This is a genomic window from Oceanicaulis sp. MMSF_3324 (assembly GCF_030733545.1).
GTDB lineage: Bacteria > Pseudomonadota > Alphaproteobacteria > Caulobacterales > Maricaulaceae > Oceanicaulis.
Window position 1 is genome coordinate 1 of the sequence record NZ_JASHIU010000015.1, and the last position, 19,417, is coordinate 19,417.

The 19,417-nt window shown below is 64.3% G+C and carries 19 protein-coding genes; 8 read left to right on the forward strand and 11 right to left on the reverse strand.

From position 1 onward, the window contains the following. Positions 1-467, reverse strand: a 467-nt coding sequence (gene ruvA, locus RBA95_RS13125; RefSeq protein WP_306017324.1) for a Holliday junction branch migration protein RuvA, incomplete at its 3' end; no start/stop codon positions are given. Further along, positions 464-961 carry a crossover junction endodeoxyribonuclease RuvC gene (ruvC, locus tag RBA95_RS13130; RefSeq protein ID WP_306017325.1) on the reverse strand — a complete coding sequence of 166 codons (498 nt, stop codon included), beginning with the start codon at positions 959-961 and terminating at the stop codon, positions 464-466. The genes ruvC and ruvA, both read right to left, overlap by 4 nt. 126 nt (positions 962-1,087) lie before the next feature. On the opposite strand from ruvC, the gene RBA95_RS13135 reads away from it, so the two are divergent. Next, the gene (locus tag RBA95_RS13135) at positions 1,088-1,711 is read left to right on the forward strand and encodes a hypothetical protein (RefSeq protein ID WP_306017326.1); all 624 of its coding nucleotides are present in this window, start codon (positions 1,088-1,090) and stop codon (positions 1,709-1,711) included. 14 nt (positions 1,712-1,725) lie between these two features. After that, positions 1,726-2,901, forward strand: coding sequence for a cupin domain-containing protein (locus RBA95_RS13140; protein ID WP_306017327.1), 1,176 nt, complete (start codon positions 1,726-1,728; stop codon positions 2,899-2,901). A 22-nt stretch (positions 2,902-2,923) separates the two neighbouring features. Here RBA95_RS13140 and RBA95_RS13145 read toward each other — a convergent pair whose 3' ends face one another. The 6 genes from RBA95_RS13145 to RBA95_RS13170 all read right to left on the reverse strand — a co-directional run bounded on the left by RBA95_RS13145 (position 2,924) and on the right by RBA95_RS13170 (position 10,090). Beyond that, a complete protein-coding gene (locus tag RBA95_RS13145) occupies positions 2,924-3,181 on the reverse strand; it encodes a YjhX family toxin (RefSeq protein WP_306017328.1) in 258 nt (85 codons plus the stop codon). A 194-nt stretch (positions 3,182-3,375) separates the two neighbouring features. After that, positions 3,376-5,364, reverse strand: a complete 1,989-nt coding sequence (gene tkt / locus RBA95_RS13150; protein WP_306017329.1) for a transketolase — start codon at positions 5,362-5,364, stop codon at positions 3,376-3,378. Positions 5,365-5,435: 71 nt separating this feature from the next. Continuing rightward, positions 5,436-6,968: a glucose-6-phosphate isomerase gene (gene pgi / locus RBA95_RS13155; protein ID WP_306017330.1), complete on the reverse strand. Its 1,533-nt coding sequence runs from the start codon at positions 6,966-6,968 to the stop codon at positions 5,436-5,438. Further along, positions 6,958-7,923 (reverse strand): metalloregulator ArsR/SmtB family transcription factor, encoded by a 966-nt coding sequence (locus tag RBA95_RS13160; RefSeq protein ID WP_306017331.1) that lies wholly within the window; start codon positions 7,921-7,923, stop codon positions 6,958-6,960. Before RBA95_RS13160 ends, pgi begins: the two co-directional genes overlap by 11 nt. Before the next feature lie 100 nt (positions 7,924-8,023). After that, positions 8,024-9,268: an FAD-binding domain-containing protein gene (locus RBA95_RS13165; protein ID WP_306017332.1), complete on the reverse strand. Its 1,245-nt coding sequence runs from the start codon at positions 9,266-9,268 to the stop codon at positions 8,024-8,026. Between the two features lie 27 nt (positions 9,269-9,295). After that, entirely contained in the window at positions 9,296-10,090 is a 795-nt protein-coding gene (locus RBA95_RS13170; protein ID WP_306017333.1) for an aldo/keto reductase, read from the reverse strand. Between the two features lie 155 nt (positions 10,091-10,245). Between RBA95_RS13170 and RBA95_RS13175 the strand changes: the two genes are divergently transcribed. Next, positions 10,246-12,069 (forward strand): autotransporter domain-containing protein, encoded by a 1,824-nt coding sequence (locus tag RBA95_RS13175; protein ID WP_306017334.1) that lies wholly within the window; start codon positions 10,246-10,248, stop codon positions 12,067-12,069. 37 nt (positions 12,070-12,106) lie between these two features. On the opposite strand, the gene cmk is transcribed toward RBA95_RS13175, so the two are convergent. Beyond that, positions 12,107-12,751, reverse strand: coding sequence for a (d)CMP kinase (gene cmk, locus RBA95_RS13180; RefSeq protein WP_306017335.1), 645 nt, complete (start codon positions 12,749-12,751; stop codon positions 12,107-12,109). Further along, positions 12,748-13,521: a YebC/PmpR family DNA-binding transcriptional regulator gene (locus RBA95_RS13185; protein WP_306017336.1), complete on the reverse strand. Its 774-nt coding sequence runs from the start codon at positions 13,519-13,521 to the stop codon at positions 12,748-12,750. The genes cmk and RBA95_RS13185 overlap by 4 nt, the downstream gene beginning before the upstream one ends. Before the next feature lie 189 nt (positions 13,522-13,710). On the opposite strand from RBA95_RS13185, the gene kdsB reads away from it, so the two are divergent. The 4 genes from kdsB to RBA95_RS13205 all read left to right on the forward strand — a co-directional run bounded on the left by kdsB (position 13,711) and on the right by RBA95_RS13205 (position 17,831). Beyond that, entirely contained in the window at positions 13,711-14,487 is a 777-nt protein-coding gene (gene kdsB / locus RBA95_RS13190; protein WP_306017337.1) for a 3-deoxy-manno-octulosonate cytidylyltransferase, read from the forward strand. Then, complete coding sequence (locus RBA95_RS13195) at positions 14,487-15,131, forward strand: histidine phosphatase family protein (RefSeq protein WP_306017338.1); 645 nt, start codon at positions 14,487-14,489, stop codon at positions 15,129-15,131. Before kdsB ends, RBA95_RS13195 begins: the two co-directional genes overlap by 1 nt. Beyond that, a complete protein-coding gene (locus tag RBA95_RS13200; RefSeq protein WP_306017339.1) occupies positions 15,128-16,342 on the forward strand; it encodes an O-antigen ligase in 1,215 nt (404 codons plus the stop codon). Before RBA95_RS13195 ends, RBA95_RS13200 begins: the two co-directional genes overlap by 4 nt. A gap of 82 nt (positions 16,343-16,424) precedes the next feature. Then, positions 16,425-17,831, forward strand: a complete 1,407-nt coding sequence (locus RBA95_RS13205) for an exopolysaccharide biosynthesis polyprenyl glycosylphosphotransferase (RefSeq protein ID WP_306017340.1) — start codon at positions 16,425-16,427, stop codon at positions 17,829-17,831. Here the strand turns inward: RBA95_RS13205 and RBA95_RS13210 are convergent. Then, the gene (locus RBA95_RS13210; protein WP_306017341.1) at positions 17,828-18,562 is read right to left on the reverse strand and encodes a class I SAM-dependent methyltransferase; all 735 of its coding nucleotides are present in this window, start codon (positions 18,560-18,562) and stop codon (positions 17,828-17,830) included. The two genes, RBA95_RS13205 and RBA95_RS13210, sit on opposite strands and share 4 nt — an antisense overlap. 201 nt (positions 18,563-18,763) lie before the next feature. Between RBA95_RS13210 and fsa the strand changes: the two genes are divergently transcribed. Continuing rightward, entirely contained in the window at positions 18,764-19,414 is a 651-nt protein-coding gene (gene fsa, locus RBA95_RS13215) for a fructose-6-phosphate aldolase (protein ID WP_306017342.1), read from the forward strand. Positions 19,415-19,417: the final 3 nt, after the last annotated feature.

Here is a 19,417-nt window from a genome sequence, read left to right on the forward strand (position 1 = left end):
GCATCCGCGCCCGCCGGCGCCAGAGCAGCGGCCAGACCGGACACGCCCGCGCCCAGCGTGCGGCCGAGCGGCGGCGCCTTGTCCTTGAGCTCGGTGGCGATGCGTTGGGCGAGCTTCTTGCCCACGCCCTTGGCGCGCTCGAAGGTCGAGGCGTCGCCCAGAATGGCCGAGCTTTCGATCTCGCCCACCTCGATCGTGTCGAGCATGGCCAGCGCGTGCTTGGCGCCGACCCCCTGCACCGATTGCAGGCGCACGAACCAGGCGCGCTCGGAATCGCTGAGAAAAGCGAACAGCTTGAACTGGTCCTCGCGCACATGGGTCTCGATATGAAGCGCCACCGGCTTGCCCGGTTCGAGGCGCCCGAGCGTGCGCGATCCGGCGCTGACCAGATAGCCGACGCCATTGACGTCAATGACGGCTTCTTCCTCACCCACGCTGTCAACGAGGCCCTTGAGCTTTCCGATCACGAGGCCATTCCTTTCGCATTCGTCCGATGGTGTGCATGGCAGACCGCCACTGCGAGCGCGTCCGCCGCGTCTGCATCCGCTTTTGAACCGGGCAGCAGGATGGCGATCATCGCCGCAACCTGCGCCTTTTCCGCCGAGCCGGTGCCCACGACAGCTTTCTTCACGAGCTTGGGCGCGTACTCGCCCACGATCAGGCCGGCACGCGCCGGCGCCAGCATCGCGGCCGCGCGCGCCTGCCCCAGCTTGAGCGCGCTGACCGCGCTGGCGTGCACGAACTGGTCCTCGACCGCCGCTTCATGGGGTTTGTGGGCGACCACCAGCTCTTCAATGGCGTTGTAGATCACGGTCAGACGCTCGGCCATGGGCGCCTTGGACGGCGCCTTGATGACCCCGTACTCGACCAGCGACAGGCGCGAGCCGGTCTGGTCGATCACCCCCCAACCCGTGGCGTTCAACCCCGGATCGATGCCCAATATGCGAATCGCACTGCTCATGGCGCGTCAGCATAGAGCACTCGGAACAAAACGCGACCAAACTCTGCACGCAGGGCTGTTCAGCCCGTATTCAGCTTCTCCCATTCCATAATCGGTGTAAGGTCATTGTCTTTGGGGGAGACGGACATGAGCAAGAAACGGACGCTCTCACGGCGATCCTTCCTGACCCAGGTCGCGGGCGGCGCCACAGCCATCGGCGCGGCGGGCCTGACGGGCTGCACCACAACCGGCGCGGGCTATACCGGCCTGACCGATCAGGATCAGGGGCCATACGCCGACGCGATCGGTTATGGACGCGGTGGCGCCTATGGCGGCGGGCGCAATTGCACGGATGCCGATCAGGGCCCTTATGCCGATCCCGCCAATCAGGGCAGGCGGTGCCAGGGCCAGACCGGCTATACTGATAACGACCAAGGGCCCTATGCTGACCCGCCCGGACAAGGGCGCGGCGGTGGATATCAGAATGGCTATACCGACAATGACCAGGGCCCTTACGCCGATCCTCCCGGGCAGGGGCGTCGGGGCGGTCAGACGGGCGGCTATACGGACAATGATCAGGGCCCCTATGCCGACCCGCCCGGTCAGGGCCGGGGCGGCGGATATCAAAGCGGCTATACTGATAATGATCAGGGTCCATACGCCGATCCTGCAGGCCAGGGGCGTCGTGGTTACCAGGGCGGCGGACGTCAATGCACGGATTCTGATTCCGGGCCCTATGCGGACCCGGCCAACCATGGTCGGCGCTGCTAGGCCGGATGACTCAGATGCCTGCTTCCATGTCCGGCGCGCTGGTTCAGCTGATCGCGCCGCTCAAGGCCGACGCGTTCTTCGACACGGTCTTTGAACAGACCCATTTGCATGCGCCCTGCCCGGACCGGGACCGGTTCAAGGCCCTGATCAGCCTTGATTCGATTGATCGAATCCTGGCCGAGGACCTGCTGCGGGACGGGGATCTGTCCATGGCGCGCGCCGAACCGCGCCTGCCGGACACTGCCTGGCTGCGTGAGGACGGGCTGGTGGATCGCGGCGAGGTCGTCCGGCTTTACCAGCAGGGCGCGACGTTGATCCTGCCCCAGCTGCAGGCGCGCCATCGGCCCTTGGCGGATCTGTGCCGCGAACTCGAAGCCGAGTTTTCCTGCCCGGTCCAGACCAATATCTATCTCACCCCGCCGAACGCGCAGGGCTTCCAGACCCATTACGACAATCACGATGTCCTGGTCATGCAGGTGGAAGGGTCCAAGCGCTGGCGGCTCTATGATGCGCCCGTGGGCACGCCTTATCGCGGCGAACGCTTCACGCCAGGCCGGTTCGCGCAGACCGAGCCGCGCGACGAGTTGGTGCTCAATCCGGGCGACGTTCTGTATGTGCCGCGCGGGCTGATGCATGACGCGGTCAATGAGGGCGCGGATGAGGCCTCGCTGCATATCACGACCGGTTTGCTGGCGAAGACCTGGGCGGATTTCCTGCTCGAAGCGGTGTCCGAAGCGGCCTTGCGCACGCCGGAACTGCGCCGCGCCCTGCCGCCCGGCTTCGCCCGCGGCGCCGTGAGCTCCGGCGTGTTCGCAAAAACCTTCGCCGAAGCCCTGGAAGCGGTCGGCCGGAACGCCGACATCGACGCCGTGCTGGGGCTCTTTACTGATACCGCCATCAGCTCGCGGCCCGCAGACACGCGCGGCGCGCTGACCTTTGGTCCGATCACGCCGCAGACCCGGTTGAAACGTCGACCGCTGATCGCGCTTGAGCTCGTTGATGACGGGGATCATGTGGCGCTCGTGGCGCCGGGGGGCGCGCTCACCTTTGACGCGCCGGCCGAGGCGGGGCTCGAACGGTTGCTCAAGGGCGAGACCATCGCCCTTACCGATTTCAGCGCGCTAGGCGAGGCCAAGGCCCGCGACGTGCTCGAGCGCCTGATCGCCTATGGCGCAGCGGAGCGGGCCTGAGCCCGCCCCGCCTGACCCTTGCCTAGCGATTATCGAGCTGGGCGCGGACCAGCTCCAGCCCGCGCCGCGTAATGCGATAGGGCTGACCTTGCCGTGACGCGATGGCGCGCTTGGACTTGAGCTTGCGGAACAGGCGCGGCGTCACGCCGGGCATGGTCCAGCCTTCCCGCGTGATCAGCTCAACATCCAGAATGCGTCCTGATGAGGTTTTGACGGCCTGCAAACGGCCGCCCTTGGCCAGCGCGTGCAGGACGCGCTGTTCGTCTTTTGAAATATCCATGGGTCTGTCGGTCCCGAGGGTCCGCAGCCAGGCTGCAGACACACCAAAACGGCGCTCACCGATCGCAGCGAGCGGGCTCTTGAAGCCGCCTCACCCCGCAAATGCGAGGAGAGGCCCTACCGGGTCTCAGACAGAGTGTTACGCATAAGCGGCCCAGATAGCATGAAAGCCCCGGGCCGCCTATGTCCAAAGGGTCACACCCGGGCGAGCGCCTGCTCGACCACGGCGTCGGCGGTGATGCCGAAATGCGCGTAGAGGGCTTCGGCAGGCGCCGACGCGCCAAAGCCGTCCATGCCGACAAAGCCGCCTTCAAGGCCGATCAGGCCATCCCAGCCCCAGCGGATCGCGGCTTCCACAGCGACCACCGGCAGATCCGGGTTCACGACCGATTTGCGATAGGCCGGATCCTGCTTGAGGAAGGTTTCCAGCGAGGGGGCGGAGACGACGCGGGCCTGCACGCCCTTGGCCTTGAGTTTGTCCTGCGCCTCGATGGCGAGGCTCAACTCGGTGCCCGTGCCGATCAGCGTCACCTGCGCCTCGCCCTCGGCCTCGCGGATCACATAGGCGCCCTTGGCCGAGAGGTTTTCGGAGCCATCATCCTGACGCGCATGGGGCGCTTTCTGGCGCGACAGCACCAGAACCGTCGGCCCATCGGTGCGCTCCAGCGCAGCTTTCCACGCTTCGGCCGCCTCAACCGCATCGCCCGGGCGATAGACCGCCACATTGGGCATGGACCGCAGGGCGGTCAGATGCTCGACCGGCTGGTGGGTCGGGCCGTCTTCGCCCAGCCCGATGGAATCGTGGGTGAAGACATAGATGACCGGCTGATTCATCAGCGCGGACAGGCGGATCGCGCCGCGGCAATAATCGGAAAACACCAGGAAGGTGCCCGAATACGGACGCAGGCCGCCATGCAGCGCCAGACCGTTCATGGCCGCCGCCATGCCGAATTCGCGCACGCCGTAATGGACGTAAGAGCCCGAGAAATCATCCGGCGTGATGGACGCCATGCCCGGCGCACGGGTGTTGTTGGAGCCGGTCAGGTCCGCCGAACCGCCAATCAGGCCCGGGAAGGCTTCCCAGAAGGCTTCAATGGCCTTGCCCGAAGAAGCGCGCGTAGCGAGCGCCGGCGTGTCGGCGAGAGTCGCCTTGATATGCGCGTCCAGTGCGTCGAGCGCCGCTTTCGGCGGCTGGCCGGAGATCTGGGCCTTGAAGGCGTCGGCCTTGTCGGACGCCGCCAGACGGGCTTCCCAGGCTTCGCGGGTCTGCCCGCCCAGCTCGGCGGCGAAGCGCCAGCCTTCATAGATCTCGTCCGGGATCACGAAGGGCTCATGGCTCCAGCCGAGCGCCTCGCGCGCGCCCTTGATCTCGTCCGCGCCCAGCGGCGCGCCATGGCTGCCTGCCGTGCCCGCCTTGGTGGGGGCGCCAAATCCGATCGTGGTCTTGCACGCGATCATCACCGGCTTGTCCGACGTCTTGGCGTCATTGAGCGCCTTGTCGACGGCGGCGGCGTCATGGCCATCCACTTCCAGCGTCATCCAGCCCGCGCTCTCAAAGCGCTGACGATGGTCCACGGTGTCGGACAGTCCGGTATCGCCATCGATCTGGATGGAGTTGTCGTCCCACAGCACCACGAGCTTGTTGAGCTTGAGATGGCCGGCGAGAGAGATGGCTTCCTGGCTGACGCCTTCCTGGAGATCGCCATCCGACGCGATCACCCAGGTGCGGTGGTCCACGAGCTCATCGCCGTAATGGGCGTTCATGATCCGCTCGCCCATGGCCATGCCAACCGCAGTGGAGAGACCTTGGCCCAGCGGGCCTGTGGTGGTCTCGATGCCCGGCGCATGACCGAATTCGGGGTGACCCGCGGTTTTTGAGCCCAGCTGGCGGAAATTCTTCAGCTCGTCGAGACTCAGCGCATCAACACCGATCAGATGCAGGATCGAGTAGAGCAGCATGGAGCCATGGCCCGCCGACAGCACGAAGCGGTCGCGGTCCGCCCAGTTGGTGTCCTTGGGATCGAACTTGATGTGCCGGGTCCACAGCACGGTCGCCACATCGGCCATGCCCATGGGCATGCCGGGGTGACCGGACTTGGCGGCCTCGACCGCGTCCATGGACAGGGCGCGGACAGCATTGGCAAGGGGCTGGATCCGGGCCGGATCAAGAGCGGGCTGGGTCATGTCGCAAGCCTTTTAAGAGCGCGGTGTGCGAGGGGCGTATCCGGAATGTGTTTACACAGCCCTGATGACGATCAATCAAGGCCCAATCTGTGCGTCAGGTCACGCGCGGGCCCGTCAAACCCGGCCATGTCGCCGGAAAGAATGGATCGGGCAAGGCTTTTGCCCAGCTCGACGCCCCATTGGTCAAACGGGTTGAGCCCGTAGAACAGCGCTTCCACGAACACCTTGTGCTCGTGCAACGCCAGAAGCGCGCCCAGCGCCTCCGGGCTGAGGGCCGGCATCACGAAAGTGGAACTGGCGCGACCGCCGGCGATGGCCTTGTGCGCCGCCAGCTCGCCTTCCCCCTTGCGGCCCTGGGTCAGGGCGGCGCCCTGGGCGGCGAGATTGGCGTTGAGCGCCCGCACCCGCTCATCCTCGCGGCCATGATCGGCGATGGCGATGAAGTCCACTGGCGCCTCATCCAGCCCCTGATGCAGCCATTGAAACACCGAGTGCTGGAGGTCCGACCCGCGCCCGCCCCAGACCAGCGGTCCGCAATGGCTCTCTCCCAGGGGCCCGCCCTCGGTATTCACCGATTTGCCCAGGCTCTCCATTTCAAGCTGCTGAAGATAGCTCGCCAAGCGCTCAAGCCGGGAGGAATAAGCCGCCACGCATCGCGAGGGCAGACCGCGCCCGGCGCGATTGAACACATCGACCAGCGCCTTGACGACCGGCATGTTGCGAGCAAGCGGCGCAGAGGCGGCATGCTCGTCCATGGCTCGCGCACCCGCCAGAAGACGGTCAAACACGTCTGCGCCCAGCCCCACTTCCAGCGCCAGCCCCGCGGCGGACCAGAGCGAATAACGACCGCCCACGCCATCGGGAAACGGAAAGATGCGCGCATCTTCCAGACCGAGAGCCTTCGCCTTGTCCGGGCAGGCCGTTGCAGCGGCGAAACGCGGTCCGACTCCCGCCTCGCCCAGACGTTCGACGATCCAGGCGCGCGCCGCGCGCGCATTCATCAAAGTCTCTTGCGTGGTGAAGGATTTGGAGATGACCAGGATCAGCGTGGTCTCGGCCTCAGCGCCTTCCAGCGCATCATCGAGATCGGCCGGATCGAGATTGGAGACGAAACGCGTCTCGATGCCGTCGCGGCGATAGGCCTTGAGCGCATCATAGACAAAACGCGGCCCCAGATCAGACCCGCCAATGCCGATATTGATGATGCGCCGGACCGGATGCCCGTCCAGCACGTCCGGCTGTGCGACCCGATCTGCAAAGGCGCGGGTCTTGTCCCGCGCTGACGCCAGCGCCACCCCTGCGGACGCGCCTCCCAGGAGCGCGGTGTTGCGGCAGGCCGGATGCAGGGCGGGGCGTTGTTCAGTGCCGTTGACGGTCTCGCCGGAAAACAGGCGCTGAATATGAGCAGTCACGTCCAGACGCTCGGCTTCGGCCAGAAGAGCGCGAAAGCCCGCAAGATCAAGCTTCTGTCGCCGCAAATCGAGATACAGACCCGCAGCCTCGAACTGCAGCGCGTCATCGCGCGCTGCATCATCGAGAAGGTCCGCCATCGTCACGCCCGTTTGCGTCGCGGCGATCGCCTTCACCCCCGTTTCAGGCGTCATCCCCATCCCCTTCAATCGGGCGCTCAGCCGCCCAGATCAGCACCGTCAGTCCGCCTTCAATGCCTTCAGGCTGCAGCGTACGCAACGACTTTAGGGTGAGTCCACTTGTCTGAAGCCAGGCCGTCACCTGCGCGGGCGGGAAACCCAGCCAGCGATGGTGGTGCTCGAGACGCAGGCTTTCATGATGGTGCTCGGCGAAATCGACCACCAGCAACAATCCGCCGGGCGCCAGAACGCGCGCGCACTCAGACAGCGCCGCTTGCGGATCAGGCAGGTAATGGAGCACCTGGTGCAGGGTCACCAAATCCGCCGCGCCGGCATCCAGCGGCAAGGCGGACGCATCCGCCTGGCGCACGAAGCGCGAGGACAAACCGGCCTCGGTCAGCTTGGCGCGCGCCACATGGAGCATTTCACGGCTGAGATCGACGCCCATGCCTTCCTGAGCCTGGTCGATGAACAGCTCCAGCATGCGCCCGGTGCCGGTCCCCACATCCACATGGTGATTGAACGGCCGGCCTTCGGCCATTTCAACCATGGCCGCTTCGACCGCGGCCTCGGAGAAGTGGAGCGAGCGGATGGTCGACCATTCCTGGGCCGCCACTTCGAAATACTTCGCGGCCTCTTCGGCGCGCAGGCGCTTGAGTTCCTGCAGACGCTGGCGATCGCGATGCACCTGCGGCTCGTTCGCCTCGGTGAATTCATCCACCAGGGCGGCCAGACGACTGACCGGTCCGGTGCGCATCAGCCGATAGAAGACCCAGCCGCCTTCGGGAAAGCGTTCGCACAGGCCGGCATCGGCCAGCAGCTTGAGATGGCGGGAAATGCGCGGCTGGCTCTGCCCCAGCACTTGCATGATTTCACTGACGGTCAACTCGCCCTGGGCCAGCAACGACACGATCCGCAGGCGCGTCGGCTCCGCCAGAGCCTTGAGCTTCGCCAACAGATCAGATTGCATCGTGTCTCCCACCCGGCGCGTCATGCGCCTGATACCTATCCCCCACCGATTAGCGGGAGATTGGTGAAAAGTCATCTTTCCGGCGCGGCTTGGGTCGTGTTCAGCTCAGCCCAAGCCGCTCGAAGACGTCTGGTATGGCGGTTTTGAATTTAAAGAAACCTTTCGTCGCGTACGGATGAAAGGCCTGGTCCCAGTCCCGCGTCAGTCGTGCAACCCTCAGCCCGGAAGCTTCGAGCGCCTCTTGAACCGGCTGCGCATGATCGGCGACCGGACCCTGGAACGGTCGCTGGGTCACCACATGCGTCGCGCCGTTCTGATGCGCCGCCGCGATCATGTCAGACGCATCCTGGCACGCCAGCGCCTGCACGCCCCAAAGATTGGACGCACGCTGCGCGCCGTCTTCCAGGGCCTGCGTGGCAAAGCGCCATGCGACTTCACCCGGCTTTGACGCCCCCCGGCTCACAGGGTCAGGCCTGAACACAACACAGCGTATGTCCGCAGCCCCCAAACCCCAGCTTTCAGGATGAAGATCATCTTCGTGAAGCCACAGAACAGCAGGTCGCCCTTCTGTCCAGCGATCGCCCGGCACTATCGCAGACGGTTCCGGGGCGGGTCGATGAACCGGCAAGGGCGGCGCGGATGAGGCGAGAGACTGAGGGTCGGGTGCAAATCGTCCTTCAGTAAACTTCTCGATGTTGGAAGCGCGCGCCAGATAGGTCTTACCGACGGTTTGCAGCCCGCCGACCCAGCGCCAGCCCAGCGTGTTGGACGCCGGGTCGCCATCCATCAGATGGCGCAAAAAGAAGTCCGCGCCCAGAACCCAGGGCAGATCCAGGGTGAAAATCCAGATCGAGGCGAACCACATTCGCGCATGATTATGCAGATAGCCTGTCTCGATCAGCTCGGCCGTCCAGGCGTCAAAACACGCAATTCCTGTCCGGCCTTCAATGGCGGTCGCATAGCGTTGCCGCAGAACGCCGTCTTCCGCCAGGACGTTCAACGCGTCCGCCAGTTCCGCCTTGTAGTCGGACCACACGCTCGGGCGCATTTCCAGCCAGCCCTTCCAATAGGTCCGCCAACACACCTCCTGGATGAACTTTTCCGCCCCCTCGGATCCGTGCGCAGACAAGGCGGCCTGGGCCAGTTCGGATTCCAGCACCAGACGGTGGCGGATATGAGGACTCAGGCAAGAAATGTTCGAGCGGTCTTGCGGGCCGAAATCAAAATTGCGCTTGCTGGCGTAAGCGCGCCCCATGGAGGCGGCGAAAGCCTCTACCCGTTTGAGACCGGATTCCCGGTCCGGTTCTGGCGGCAGGTCAGATGCAAAGAGATCAGCTTGGCTCATGCCCGCTGAACTAGATCAGCGCCTCCATCAGGAAAGCGATTGTGAGAGATTGTCCTGAAGGTGATCAGCGCGCGTCGTGGTGAAGAGCGTGCTGATGACGCCCGGTCGGCCCATCGCCTGCCGGAGTCCGTCCGGCACGCCGACACGGCCACGTCCCGGATCGAGGCCCCGCACCCGCTTCGCCAGAGGATAAATATCCGCAAGGCTCCGGGGGGAGCGTAGCGCCGGCGGGGCGTCGCCCGCGGTTTCTATGGCGATAATCCCGCAACCGCCCGACCGTGCCCGATCCAGTGTCGCCTCTTCGCCGGTCCGCAGAAACGGGTGAACCGGCGCCATCAGCACATCAAACCAGCCCGCATCCAACGCCCAATCCAGAGCCGCGCCCCGACCGGTCGCCCCCAGCCAGCGATAAGCGCCAGCCTGTTTCAGAGCCCGCAAACGCTCCAGCAAGGCCACATTGAGCTCGTGCGGCGCCGCGCCATGCAGGATCAGCAGATCAACGCCCTCCAGCTCCAGGCGCCCCAGAGACCCGCGTACGCTTTTTTCAACGCCCTCAGGTGACAGATCACGTCGCCGTCCTGCGATCCCGTGACTGGACAGGCCCGCCTTGGTGGACACAACGATATCACTACGTCCCAGCTGCTTGAGGCTTTGGCCCAGCCGTCGTTCGCATTCTCCCGCGCCATAGGAGGGGGCCGTGTCAAAATACCGGACGCCCCCCGCCACCGCCGCATTAATCAAGTTGCGGGTGCGCATCGGCGACACGAGCGGCGTGCCATGAGCGCCGGAGACTCCGAAACCGAGGGGGGAAAGCTCAACCATTCCGACACGCTAAGCCGGTTTTAGAGCCTCCGCCATGTCCAGCTGTGAGATTGGCGAGATCCGCAATACTTGACATATGCACAGTTCAGGACAGCTAATCGTGTCGCGCGAATAATAAAAAACCGCGCCTGAAATGCGCTCTGGGGAGGAGCTAAATGTTTAAACAAATGCTGGGGGCCTCGCTGGTCACCCTGTCTTTCGCATCTGCGCCTGCGATGGCGCAGACCTGGGACTTCACCGCCGGCAAGTCTTATGTGTTCGGCGACAGCCTCTCGGATACGGGCAATGTGTTTTTGGCGACCGGGGCCGGCGCACCGCCGGTCTATTTCAACGGACGCTTCTCGAACGGCCCTGTCTGGCACGAATATCTGTCAGATGAGACCCTGGCGCTCTCGCCTTTCCTGACCACGATCGTGGGCGATGCCTCCAATGGCATCAACTTCGCCCATGGCGGCGCACGCACGGCTGGATTCGAAACGAGCCCGGGCGGTCCCGTCCTGCCCGGCTCCATTGAACAGGCCCAGTTCTACGCGGCGGGCGTGGCCAATGGCTCCATCGCGGCGCCGACCAGTTCGGACATCTTCTCGGTCTGGATCGGCGGGAACAATTTCCTGTCCGCTCTGAGCGGCGGGGGCGGCCTCGACATCGAGCAGGGCGTCGCCGACATCCAGCAGACCCTGGCCACGCTGGCGAGCGCCGGCGCCCAGCGCTTCATCCTTTTTGGCCTGCCGCCCATCGGAACCTCTGTCGAAGCCCCGGCGCCGTTCGACGCCCAGTTCGACCAGGCCGCGGCCCAGTTCAATCTGGGCCTGCGTAGCGTGGATGCGGCCATCAGCGCGCAATACGGCGCGGACGTGCTTTACATCAATGTAGAAGACCTGCTGCTCGACCTGTACGCCGACCCGGGCGCCTATGGGTTCAGTGAAGCGCGGCTTGACTGCGTCAGCCAGGGCCTGCTGCTCGATGCCTGCCCCTCGGACTGGCAGGATTATGACGGCATCCACCCCACCACCCAGTCCCACGCCCTGCTGGCCTCCTTTGTCGTCGCGAGCGGCATGAATGACGACTATGCCGCGCAAAGCGCAGGCGGGCTCTCCGAGCATGCCTATCAGGTGACGCGCCATGTGATCGTCGACGCGCTGGATGAAGCCGGACGGGAGCGGTCCGAGACCGGGACCTATCTGACCGGCGGCTGGCTGGACGGTTCGGTGGACGCCGACGGCGAACGCGCCGGGGTCGAGTATGACGGCTGGTCCGTCTCTGGCGGATTCAACGCCAATCTGAACAATGGCTTCTTTGCGGGCGGCCGCGTCAGCTTTACCGACACCAGCAGCGACGTCAGCAGCGTGCTCGCCGCGTCCGGTGAAGCGGAAACCTTCGCAGTGGCCGTTCATGGCGGCTGGTCGACGGGCGCGTTCTATGTGATGGGCGGCGCGGGTCTGGGCCGCACCGACATGGACACCCAGCGCGTGACCGGGTTCACCCCCCGCAATCAGGTCACAGGCCAATGGGCGATTGATCACAGCTTCACCGCTCTGGAGGCCGGTTTTGATCTGGCGCCGTCGGAGGGCTTTGCGCTGACCCCGTATCTGCGCGGCGTCTTCACCGACTACGATCTCGCCGCCAATCTCGAGCAAGGCGTCTTGCTCAACGGTCGCTATCAGGAAACCGACTTCAGCAGCACGCTGTATGAAGCGGGCGTCCGGGCGGCGTGGCAGGTCTCCGATGCCGGGGTGCTGCAGGCTGGTCTCGCCTATGAGAGCGAGGATGACGCGGAACGCACTCTGGGCGTCCTGCTCAACGATGTGGACCTGTCCACCGCCCGTATCGGCGGCGATGAGGATGGGCTGTTAAGGGCCCAGCTGGGCTATGAGGCCCAGATCCGCGACCGGATCAGCGTCGCGCTGACCGCAGCCGGTCGCTCCGGCGATGGCACGGAGAGCCTTCAGGCGCGCTTGCAGGTGCGGATGGGCTTCTAGCCCGGGTACAGATCCCGGCCGCCTCTGGCGGTCGGGGTCAGCCCAGCTTCGCCTCGACTAGGCGGATCGCTTCACGGACCGCCTCGTCCACAGACATCTCCGATGTATCCAGCTCGATGGCGTCATCGGCTTTCAGCATGGGCGCATCCGCCCGGCTGGCGTCACGCGCGTCGCGCTGGCGCAATTGCCCAAGCACCTGCTCAAAGCTGATGTCCTCGCCACGATTGACGAGTTCGGCCCGGCGACGCCAGGCGCGCGATTCCTCGTCTGCCGTGACGAACAGTTTCACATGCGCATCGGGACAGATCACCGTGCCGATATCCCGGCCATCCAGGACAGCCCCGCCCGGCTGGGACGCAAAAGTGCGCTGTACGTCCAGAAGCGCCGCCCGCACCGCTCGATGGGCGGACACAACACTGGCGGCGACGCCCGCGCCGGCCGTGCGGATCTTGCCCTCGTCAATCGCGGTCACATCCAGCGTCCGCGCGGCCTCTTCGGCGGCGTCCGCGTCTTCGGGCGGCAAGCCCTTTTCGATCATGGCCACCGCAACCGCCCGATACAGCGATCCGGTATCCAGATGGGGAATGCCGAAACGCGCTCCGAGCGCACGCGCAATGGTCCCCTTGCCCGAAGCGAGCGGACCATCCACGGCGATGATGACGGAGCGCTTGGAGCCGGTCATCCGTCGAGCGCGGCCATGTCTTCGTCGGAAATGTCGAAATTGGCGAAGACCGTGCTCACATCATCGAGATCTTCCAGCGCTTCCATAAGTTTCATCACGGTCGCCACCTTCTCGCCGGTCACCTCGATCAGGTTCTGCGGCTTCCAAATGATGTTGGCGGACTTGGCCTCGCCGAATTTTTCCTGCAGGGCGGAGCTGACTTCGGCCAGGTCTTCCCGCGCACAATAGATCACGTGCTCGGGCGCTGGCTCGCCGTCATCGTCCAGCAGGTCCTCCTGAACCACGTCTTCAGCGCCGGCCTCGATGGCGGCTTCAAACACGGCTTCTTCATCGGCCACCGAAGCGGGAAAGCGGATTTCGCCAAGCTGGTCGAACATGAAGCTGACCGAGCCGGTCTCGCCCATATTGCCGCCATTCTTGGAAAAGGCGGCGCGCACTTCGCCGGCTGCGCGGTTCTTGTTGTCGGTCGACGCTTCCACGATCAGGCCGATGCCCGCCGGGCCGAAGCCCTCATAGCGGATTTCAAAGTATTCTTCCGCGTCGCCGCCGGCCGCCTTGTTGATGGCGCGCTCGATATTGTCCTTGGGCATGGATTGGCCCTTGGCGTTCTGGATTGCCAGACGCAGGCGCGGATTCATGTCCGGATCGGGGCCGCCCATCTTCACAGCGACCATGATTTCCTTGGACAAACGCGAGAACAGTTTGGCGCGAGCCTTATCCTGGCGACCTTTGCGGTGCTGGATATTGGCCCATTTTGAGTGGCCGGCCATGGTCGAAACCTCCGGGTGGGCGAATGGCGCGACGGCTTGAACAAGCCGCATGAATTCTTGGAGCGGGCCTTCTACCCCATGGAAGGGGCTTCGGCCAAGACCTTGAGCGCTCAGCGCCTGCACTGGCCTTCAGCGGCGGGGCGTGGCATTGAACCGGGGTGTTCGCTTTGATCTCCGCAAAGGCGCCCCATGACCGTTATCGCCGTTATTCCCGCCCGTTACGGCTCCACGCGTTTTCCCGGCAAACCCCTGCATGAAATCGCCGGCATTCCCATGGTGGAGCGCGTGCGCCGCCTGGCCGCGGCTGCGCCAAGCATCGACCGTGTGCTGGTCGCCACCGATGATGCGCGCATCCAAGAGGCCGTAACCGGTTTTGGCGGCGAAGCGGTAATGACGCCGGAGAGCTGCCGCAACGGCACCGAACGAGCCTTCGAAGCGGTGAAAGGCTTCGCCAAGCGAGATGATGTGATCGTCAACCTGCAGGGCGACGCCCCGCTTACCCCGCCCTGGGTGGTGGACGCCGCCGCGGCCGCCATGAAGGCGGACCCGGCCTTGCGGCTCGCCACGCCGGCGGTGGCGTTGAGCGAAGACGCGCTGGACAAGCTGAGCGAAGCCAAGCGCCGCGGCGAAGTGGGCGGCACCACGGTGGTGTTCGACAAGGTCATGAATGCGCTTTATTTTTCCAAAGCCATCATCCCCTTCAAGCGCGAAGCTACCGGCTTGCCGATCTACAAGCATATCGGGCTTTACGCCTATCGCTTCGAGACGCTGACGGACCTGGTGGCGCTCGAGCCCAGCCCGCTGGAACTCACTGAAAGCCTTGAACAGCTCCGCGCCCTGGAGAACGGCATTCCGATCCGGGTCGTACTCACCGAATATCGCGGGCGCACCCCCTATTCGGTGGACTCCCCGCGCGACGCCGAAGTCGCCGCCGACATCATCGCCCGTGAAGGAGAGATTTTGTAATGCTGCTCATCCTGGCCCGACACGGCAACACCTTTGGCCCGGACGACACCCCCGTCTGGGTCGGCGCCAATGAGGATCTGCCTCTTGTTGAAATGGGCCTCGAACAATCCCGCGCCATGGGCGAAGCCTTGCGCGAGCTCAACCAGCTGCCCGACCGCATCCTTGCCGGCCCGCTCAAGCGCACGCGCCATGGCGCCCGGCTCGTCGGCGAAATCTGCGGCTTTACCGGCGAAATCGAGATCGACGACCGGCTCAAGGAAATCGATTACGGCGTCTGGGGCGGCAAGACCGACGCCGAGATCACGGAAAGCTGGGGTGAAAGCGCCATCACCGATTGGCGCGAACGCTCGATCGCGCCCACAGGTGCGGGCTGGAGTCCGACGGTTGAAACCCTCAAAGCCAATGCCCGCAGCGTGCTGGATTCCGTCTCGCGCGACCGCGGCGATGATCAGGTCGTCTTTGTTCTGACCTCCAATGGCGTGCTGCGCTATTTCCACGCGCTCCTGGCGGGCGAGACCGCCGCCACCGAGGACGCCAAGGTGAAAACCGGGCATATGGGCGCTGTACGCATTACCGCTGAAGGTCGTGAATTGCTGGGCTGGAACCTGTCTCCGGACGCGTTTGTCGAGGCCCTGCGTCCGTGAAGCACAGCTGGCGCGTTTCATCCGTCACACTGGCGGCTCTTCTGACGCTAAGCGCTCTGTTCATTGCAGCGGGCGGGCTTGGCCTGGCCAGCTCGGTCGGCCTGATCGGCCTGATCTTCACTCCGGTCGTCTTCGTCTCGGGCTGGCGCGCCTTCAAAAGCGCACCCACCCTGGTCTTTCTCGCCATTTTGAGCGTGGGCTGGATCTGCCTGACCCATGCCTGGTCGCCTTATGAAAAGGCGGATCAGGCGTACAAGCTCGCGCTGTTGACCCCACTCTTTGTGATCGCCGCCTATATCGCCTGCCGCCTGACGGATGAAGAGGCGAACCGTCAAACTACAGTGTTGACCATCATCACCGTGCTGGTCGGCGGTTATTTCCTGATTGAGGCGCTGACCGGCGCGTTGATCGGCGGTTGGATCGAGCTCAATCTCGAGGAATCCACCTATCCCGCCGAGGCGATCCGCAATGCCAAGGTGACCCTGTCTCGCGGAGCCACCGCCTTTCTCATGATCGCAGGGCCCGTGGCGATGTCGCTCTGGCGACGCGAGACGCCGCTGAACCGCAGCATGGCGGTCACCCTCATCGTGATGGCGGCTTTTGCGTCAGCCAGCTTTGATGTGGAAGCCAATATTTTGGCGTTCGGGTTTGGACTCATCATGGCTGCGGCGGCCTATTGGGGCGCGCAACTGGCGCCGCAGATCCTGCTTGTGGGGGCCGGGATCTGGGTGCTGGGCGCGCCCTTGTTCATGGGCATGGGGCTCGCCTTGATACCCGACAGCCTTGAAGACCGCCTGCCCCTGTCCTGGGCCTGGCGACTTGAAATCTGGCAGGCCGTCCTGTCTGAGATCCGCCAGGCGCCGCTGATCGGGCACGGATTGGACAGCATGCGCGCCATCAGCGATCCAGCCCCCTATCGCGACATCATCATCGATCGACTGCCCCTTCACGCCCACAATGCAGGCCTGCATATCTGGATGGATGCCGGAGCCATCGGGGCGATCCTGTGCGCGGCAACCCTTTTTGCCGCCGCCGCCGGCATCGGACGGGCGCGCCTGAACCGTGATCAAATCATCTCCCTGTCCTATGTGGGCGGCCTCTGGCTGGTCAGCGTCATGCTGGGGTATGGCGTCTATCAGGAATGGCACCATGCCGCCCTGGCCCTAGGCGTCTTCACAGCGTTCCTGAACAGGACAGACACACGTCCTTAAGGTCGCCCCATCCGGCGCCATTCTTGCTCCTGATATCGGCAACCGCCTCAAAGAGCGGGTGTTGCGTATCGAGGAGAGCCACATGTCGTCCCGGATTGAAGCACAGGCGCCGTCATTCATCTCGGATCACGCCTCGCGCAAGATCAATCCGTTGCAGGTTTTCGTGCTCTCGGACATGAGCGCAATCAGCCTGTCCGGCATTCTTCTGCAAGCTCTGCATGCCTTTGGCGGCTCCAGTCACGCCCAGGGCGAGCTGGCGATTTTTTTCCTGTTCGGCGTTTTCCTTCTGGGCTGGTTCAACGCGCAGGGCCATTACCGGACGCGCCAACCGGTTACGGGCGCGACTTTCGCCATCCTCAAAGCCTGCCTCCTGGCGCTCAGCGCGCAACTGGCCGGACTGGCCGCGTACGGCGCGCTCGATCAGGCCTTGCCTCTGGCGGCGAGCTGGATCAGCGCCGCCACGCTCATCCTGGCCCTGCGTCTCGGGGTGCGGGCCCTGTTCAAGGCCACGGGCGCCTGGCTTCAGCCGGTGACGGTGCTCGCGCCGCAAGACATGACCCTGTCCCCGGACAGCGTGATCGCCTCGAACAAGGGCCATGGCTTGCGCGCTGAACGCAGTGTTGCGCTGGAGCCCTTCAGCCAGCTCAGTGATGCGGCGTTGCTCGAACATGTCCAGGCCCTGTCCAATCGCCCGCTTTTCCTGGCGCCGAACGCCGACACCCAGCAGATCGCCGCGCGTCTGGCGAACCTGCTGACCGCCCAGGGGGCCGCGTTCTATTACCGCCCGGCGCTCGGAAGCATTTCAAACGAGTCGTTGGATCTGGTCACATTTCCCCCGGAAGACGGGCTCATCCTGTCCATGCAGGATCCGCTTGAACGGCCCGTCGCTCGCGCCCTCAAACGCGCTTTCGATATTTGCGCGTCACTGGCGACACTGGCCTTTCTCAGCCCGGTTCTGGCGCTGATCCTGATCGCCATCCGCCGCGATGGCGGACCGGCGCTGTTCAGTCAGAAACGCCTGGGCGCCAACGGACGGGTCTTCGGCTGCCTGAAATTCAGAACCATGATTGTCGACGCCGAGGCCAAGCTCGAGGAGATCCTCGAAACCGATCCCGAACGCGCCGCCCAGTGGACCGCCTATCAGAAGCTGGATGATGATCCGCGCATCACGACGGTTGGCCGCTTCTTGCGCATGACAAGCCTTGATGAGCTGCCCCAGCTGATCAACGTGCTCAAGGGCGATATGAGCCTGGTGGGGCCGCGTCCGATGACGCTTGACCAGCGCGAGGCCTATGGCGACGCAATCATGGAATATGAGCGTGTCCGCCCGGGCCTGACCGGCTTGTGGCAGGTCAATGGTCGCAACCAGACCACCTTTGAAGAACGCGCCCAGCTGGACCGTTTTTATGTCCGCAACTGGTCGCTTTGGCGTGACGCCGTCATCGTCATCCGGACCGTGCGCGAGGTTCTGTTCAGCTCGGGACGCTAGACGACTGGCTTTTCGACAATGATGCGATCCTGAAATTCGCCGACTCGGGTCGGGCCCGACCAGTGACCGGCTTCGACAGGCTCAGCAAAATACAGGCCCGCCCGGTCGAGCCAGGCTTCAAAGGCTGACTGTTCGTATCCAATCGCCCGCTCGGGCTCACGTGGGTCCGCCGCCCAGGCGCCATCGCGGAACGGTTTGAGCGACAGAACCGCATCGTCCAGCGACATGCGCGGATCAACCAGAAAGCCGGTCAGGCACAAACGGCCGCCCGGCTTGAGCACACGCCCGGCCTCCTTGAGATAGGCAGCCGCATCTTCCGGCAGCAAATGGCTGAACAGGGAGATGGCCAATGCGGCGTCAATGCTGTCATCCTCGACGGGAAAGCGATAGCCGCTCGCCTTGCTTCCAGCCCCGCCGTACTCGCGGCTTTGCACGTCAGCCTTGATAAAGGTGAAGCGGGCCGGCCCTCTGACATGACGCCGCGCGAACCCCAGCGCCCGCTCTGACAGATCAAACCCTGTATAGCCCCCCTTACTGCCCAGATACTGCGCCAGGGGGAAAGCCAGACGCCCTGCGCCACACCCCATATCGAGCACGTGAGCGCTCGGGGTCAGATGTGCGCCCTCTCGGAACCACTCGAAATACTGTTGGCCAATCTGGTGGAAATCGCCGCCGCCCACATTGTGCCAGACCCGCCAGGGCCGAGGCGCGCCCGGCGCTTTCAGCCGCATGGGCAGGTCTTTGAGGTCGCTTGCAAGGTTCCACCCGCCATTCATGACAGGCCGCGGGACAATCCGATGCGCCCAGTTTTTGAAGCGGGTCGCCGGGCCCATGCAGTCTTCCTCATTCCCAAAGCGGTTTTATGGTGCTGTTATGATTGAGGAGTAAGGGGTGTTCAAGTTGAACACGCCGCACATGCACCGGAGGGCCCCATGCAGATCTTTCTCGACACCGCCGAAATCAGCGAGATTGAAGCCCGCGCGGCCCTCATTGACGGCGTGACAACAAACCCCTCCCTGATCGCCAAATCCGGCGCAGGCGTCATGGAGCGCGTCAAGGAAATCGCCAAGACGGTCTCCGGTCCCGTCAGTGCCGAAGTGGTCGCCACAGATCGGGACGGCATGCTGGAGGAAGGCCGGAAATTGCGCGCCATTGGCGACAATGTCGTGGTCAAACTGCCACTGACCGCAGCCGGCCTGGAAGCCTGCCGCATCTTCCACGAGGAAGGCATCGCGACGAATGTGACCTTGTGCTTCTCACTCAATCAGGCGCTGATGGCGGCCAAGGCGGGCGCCACCTTCATCTCGCCCTTTATCGGCCGGCTCGACGATGCCGGCGGCGATGGCGTGAAGCTGCTCGAAGACATCCGGGCCGTTTATGATCAATACGGCTTTGAGACCTCTATCCTGGCCGCATCACTGCGCAGCCTCAAGCATGTGGAAGACGCCGCGCTGACCGGAAGCGACGCTGCAACCTTGCCTGTGAAAATCTTTGACCAGCTGATCAATCATCCCCAGACCGATCTGGGTCTCGACGCCTTCATGGCCGACTGGAAAGCCACCGGGCGCGAAGGTCTCGTCTAGAGG

Bases quoted from the DNA above. Each gene is read 5' to 3' on its own strand.
- ruvC (WP_306017325.1), bottom strand. From the start codon at position 961: ATGAGCAGTGCGATTCGCATATTGGGCATCGATCCGGGGTTGAACGCC.
- RBA95_RS13135 (WP_306017326.1), top strand. From the start codon at position 1,088: ATGAGCAAGAAACGGACGCTCTCACGGCGATCCTTCCTGACCCAGGTC.
- RBA95_RS13140 (WP_306017327.1), top strand. From the start codon at position 1,726: ATGCCTGCTTCCATGTCCGGCGCGCTGGTTCAGCTGATCGCGCCGCTC.
- RBA95_RS13145 (WP_306017328.1), bottom strand. From the start codon at position 3,181: ATGGATATTTCAAAAGACGAACAGCGCGTCCTGCACGCGCTGGCCAAG.
- tkt (WP_306017329.1), bottom strand. From the start codon at position 5,364: ATGACCCAGCCCGCTCTTGATCCGGCCCGGATCCAGCCCCTTGCCAAT.
- pgi (WP_306017330.1), bottom strand. From the start codon at position 6,968: ATGACGCCTGAAACGGGGGTGAAGGCGATCGCCGCGACGCAAACGGGC.
- RBA95_RS13160 (WP_306017331.1), bottom strand. From the start codon at position 7,923: ATGCAATCTGATCTGTTGGCGAAGCTCAAGGCTCTGGCGGAGCCGACG.
- RBA95_RS13165 (WP_306017332.1), bottom strand. From the start codon at position 9,268: ATGAGCCAAGCTGATCTCTTTGCATCTGACCTGCCGCCAGAACCGGAC.
- RBA95_RS13170 (WP_306017333.1), bottom strand. From the start codon at position 10,090: ATGGTTGAGCTTTCCCCCCTCGGTTTCGGAGTCTCCGGCGCTCATGGC.
- RBA95_RS13175 (WP_306017334.1), top strand. From the start codon at position 10,246: ATGTTTAAACAAATGCTGGGGGCCTCGCTGGTCACCCTGTCTTTCGCA.
- cmk (WP_306017335.1), bottom strand. From the start codon at position 12,751: ATGACCGGCTCCAAGCGCTCCGTCATCATCGCCGTGGATGGTCCGCTC.
- RBA95_RS13185 (WP_306017336.1), bottom strand. From the start codon at position 13,521: ATGGCCGGCCACTCAAAATGGGCCAATATCCAGCACCGCAAAGGTCGC.
- kdsB (WP_306017337.1), top strand. From the start codon at position 13,711: ATGACCGTTATCGCCGTTATTCCCGCCCGTTACGGCTCCACGCGTTTT.
- RBA95_RS13195 (WP_306017338.1), top strand. From the start codon at position 14,487: ATGCTGCTCATCCTGGCCCGACACGGCAACACCTTTGGCCCGGACGAC.
- RBA95_RS13205 (WP_306017340.1), top strand. From the start codon at position 16,425: ATGTCGTCCCGGATTGAAGCACAGGCGCCGTCATTCATCTCGGATCAC.
- RBA95_RS13210 (WP_306017341.1), bottom strand. From the start codon at position 18,562: ATGCGGCTGAAAGCGCCGGGCGCGCCTCGGCCCTGGCGGGTCTGGCAC.
- fsa (WP_306017342.1), top strand. From the start codon at position 18,764: ATGCAGATCTTTCTCGACACCGCCGAAATCAGCGAGATTGAAGCCCGC.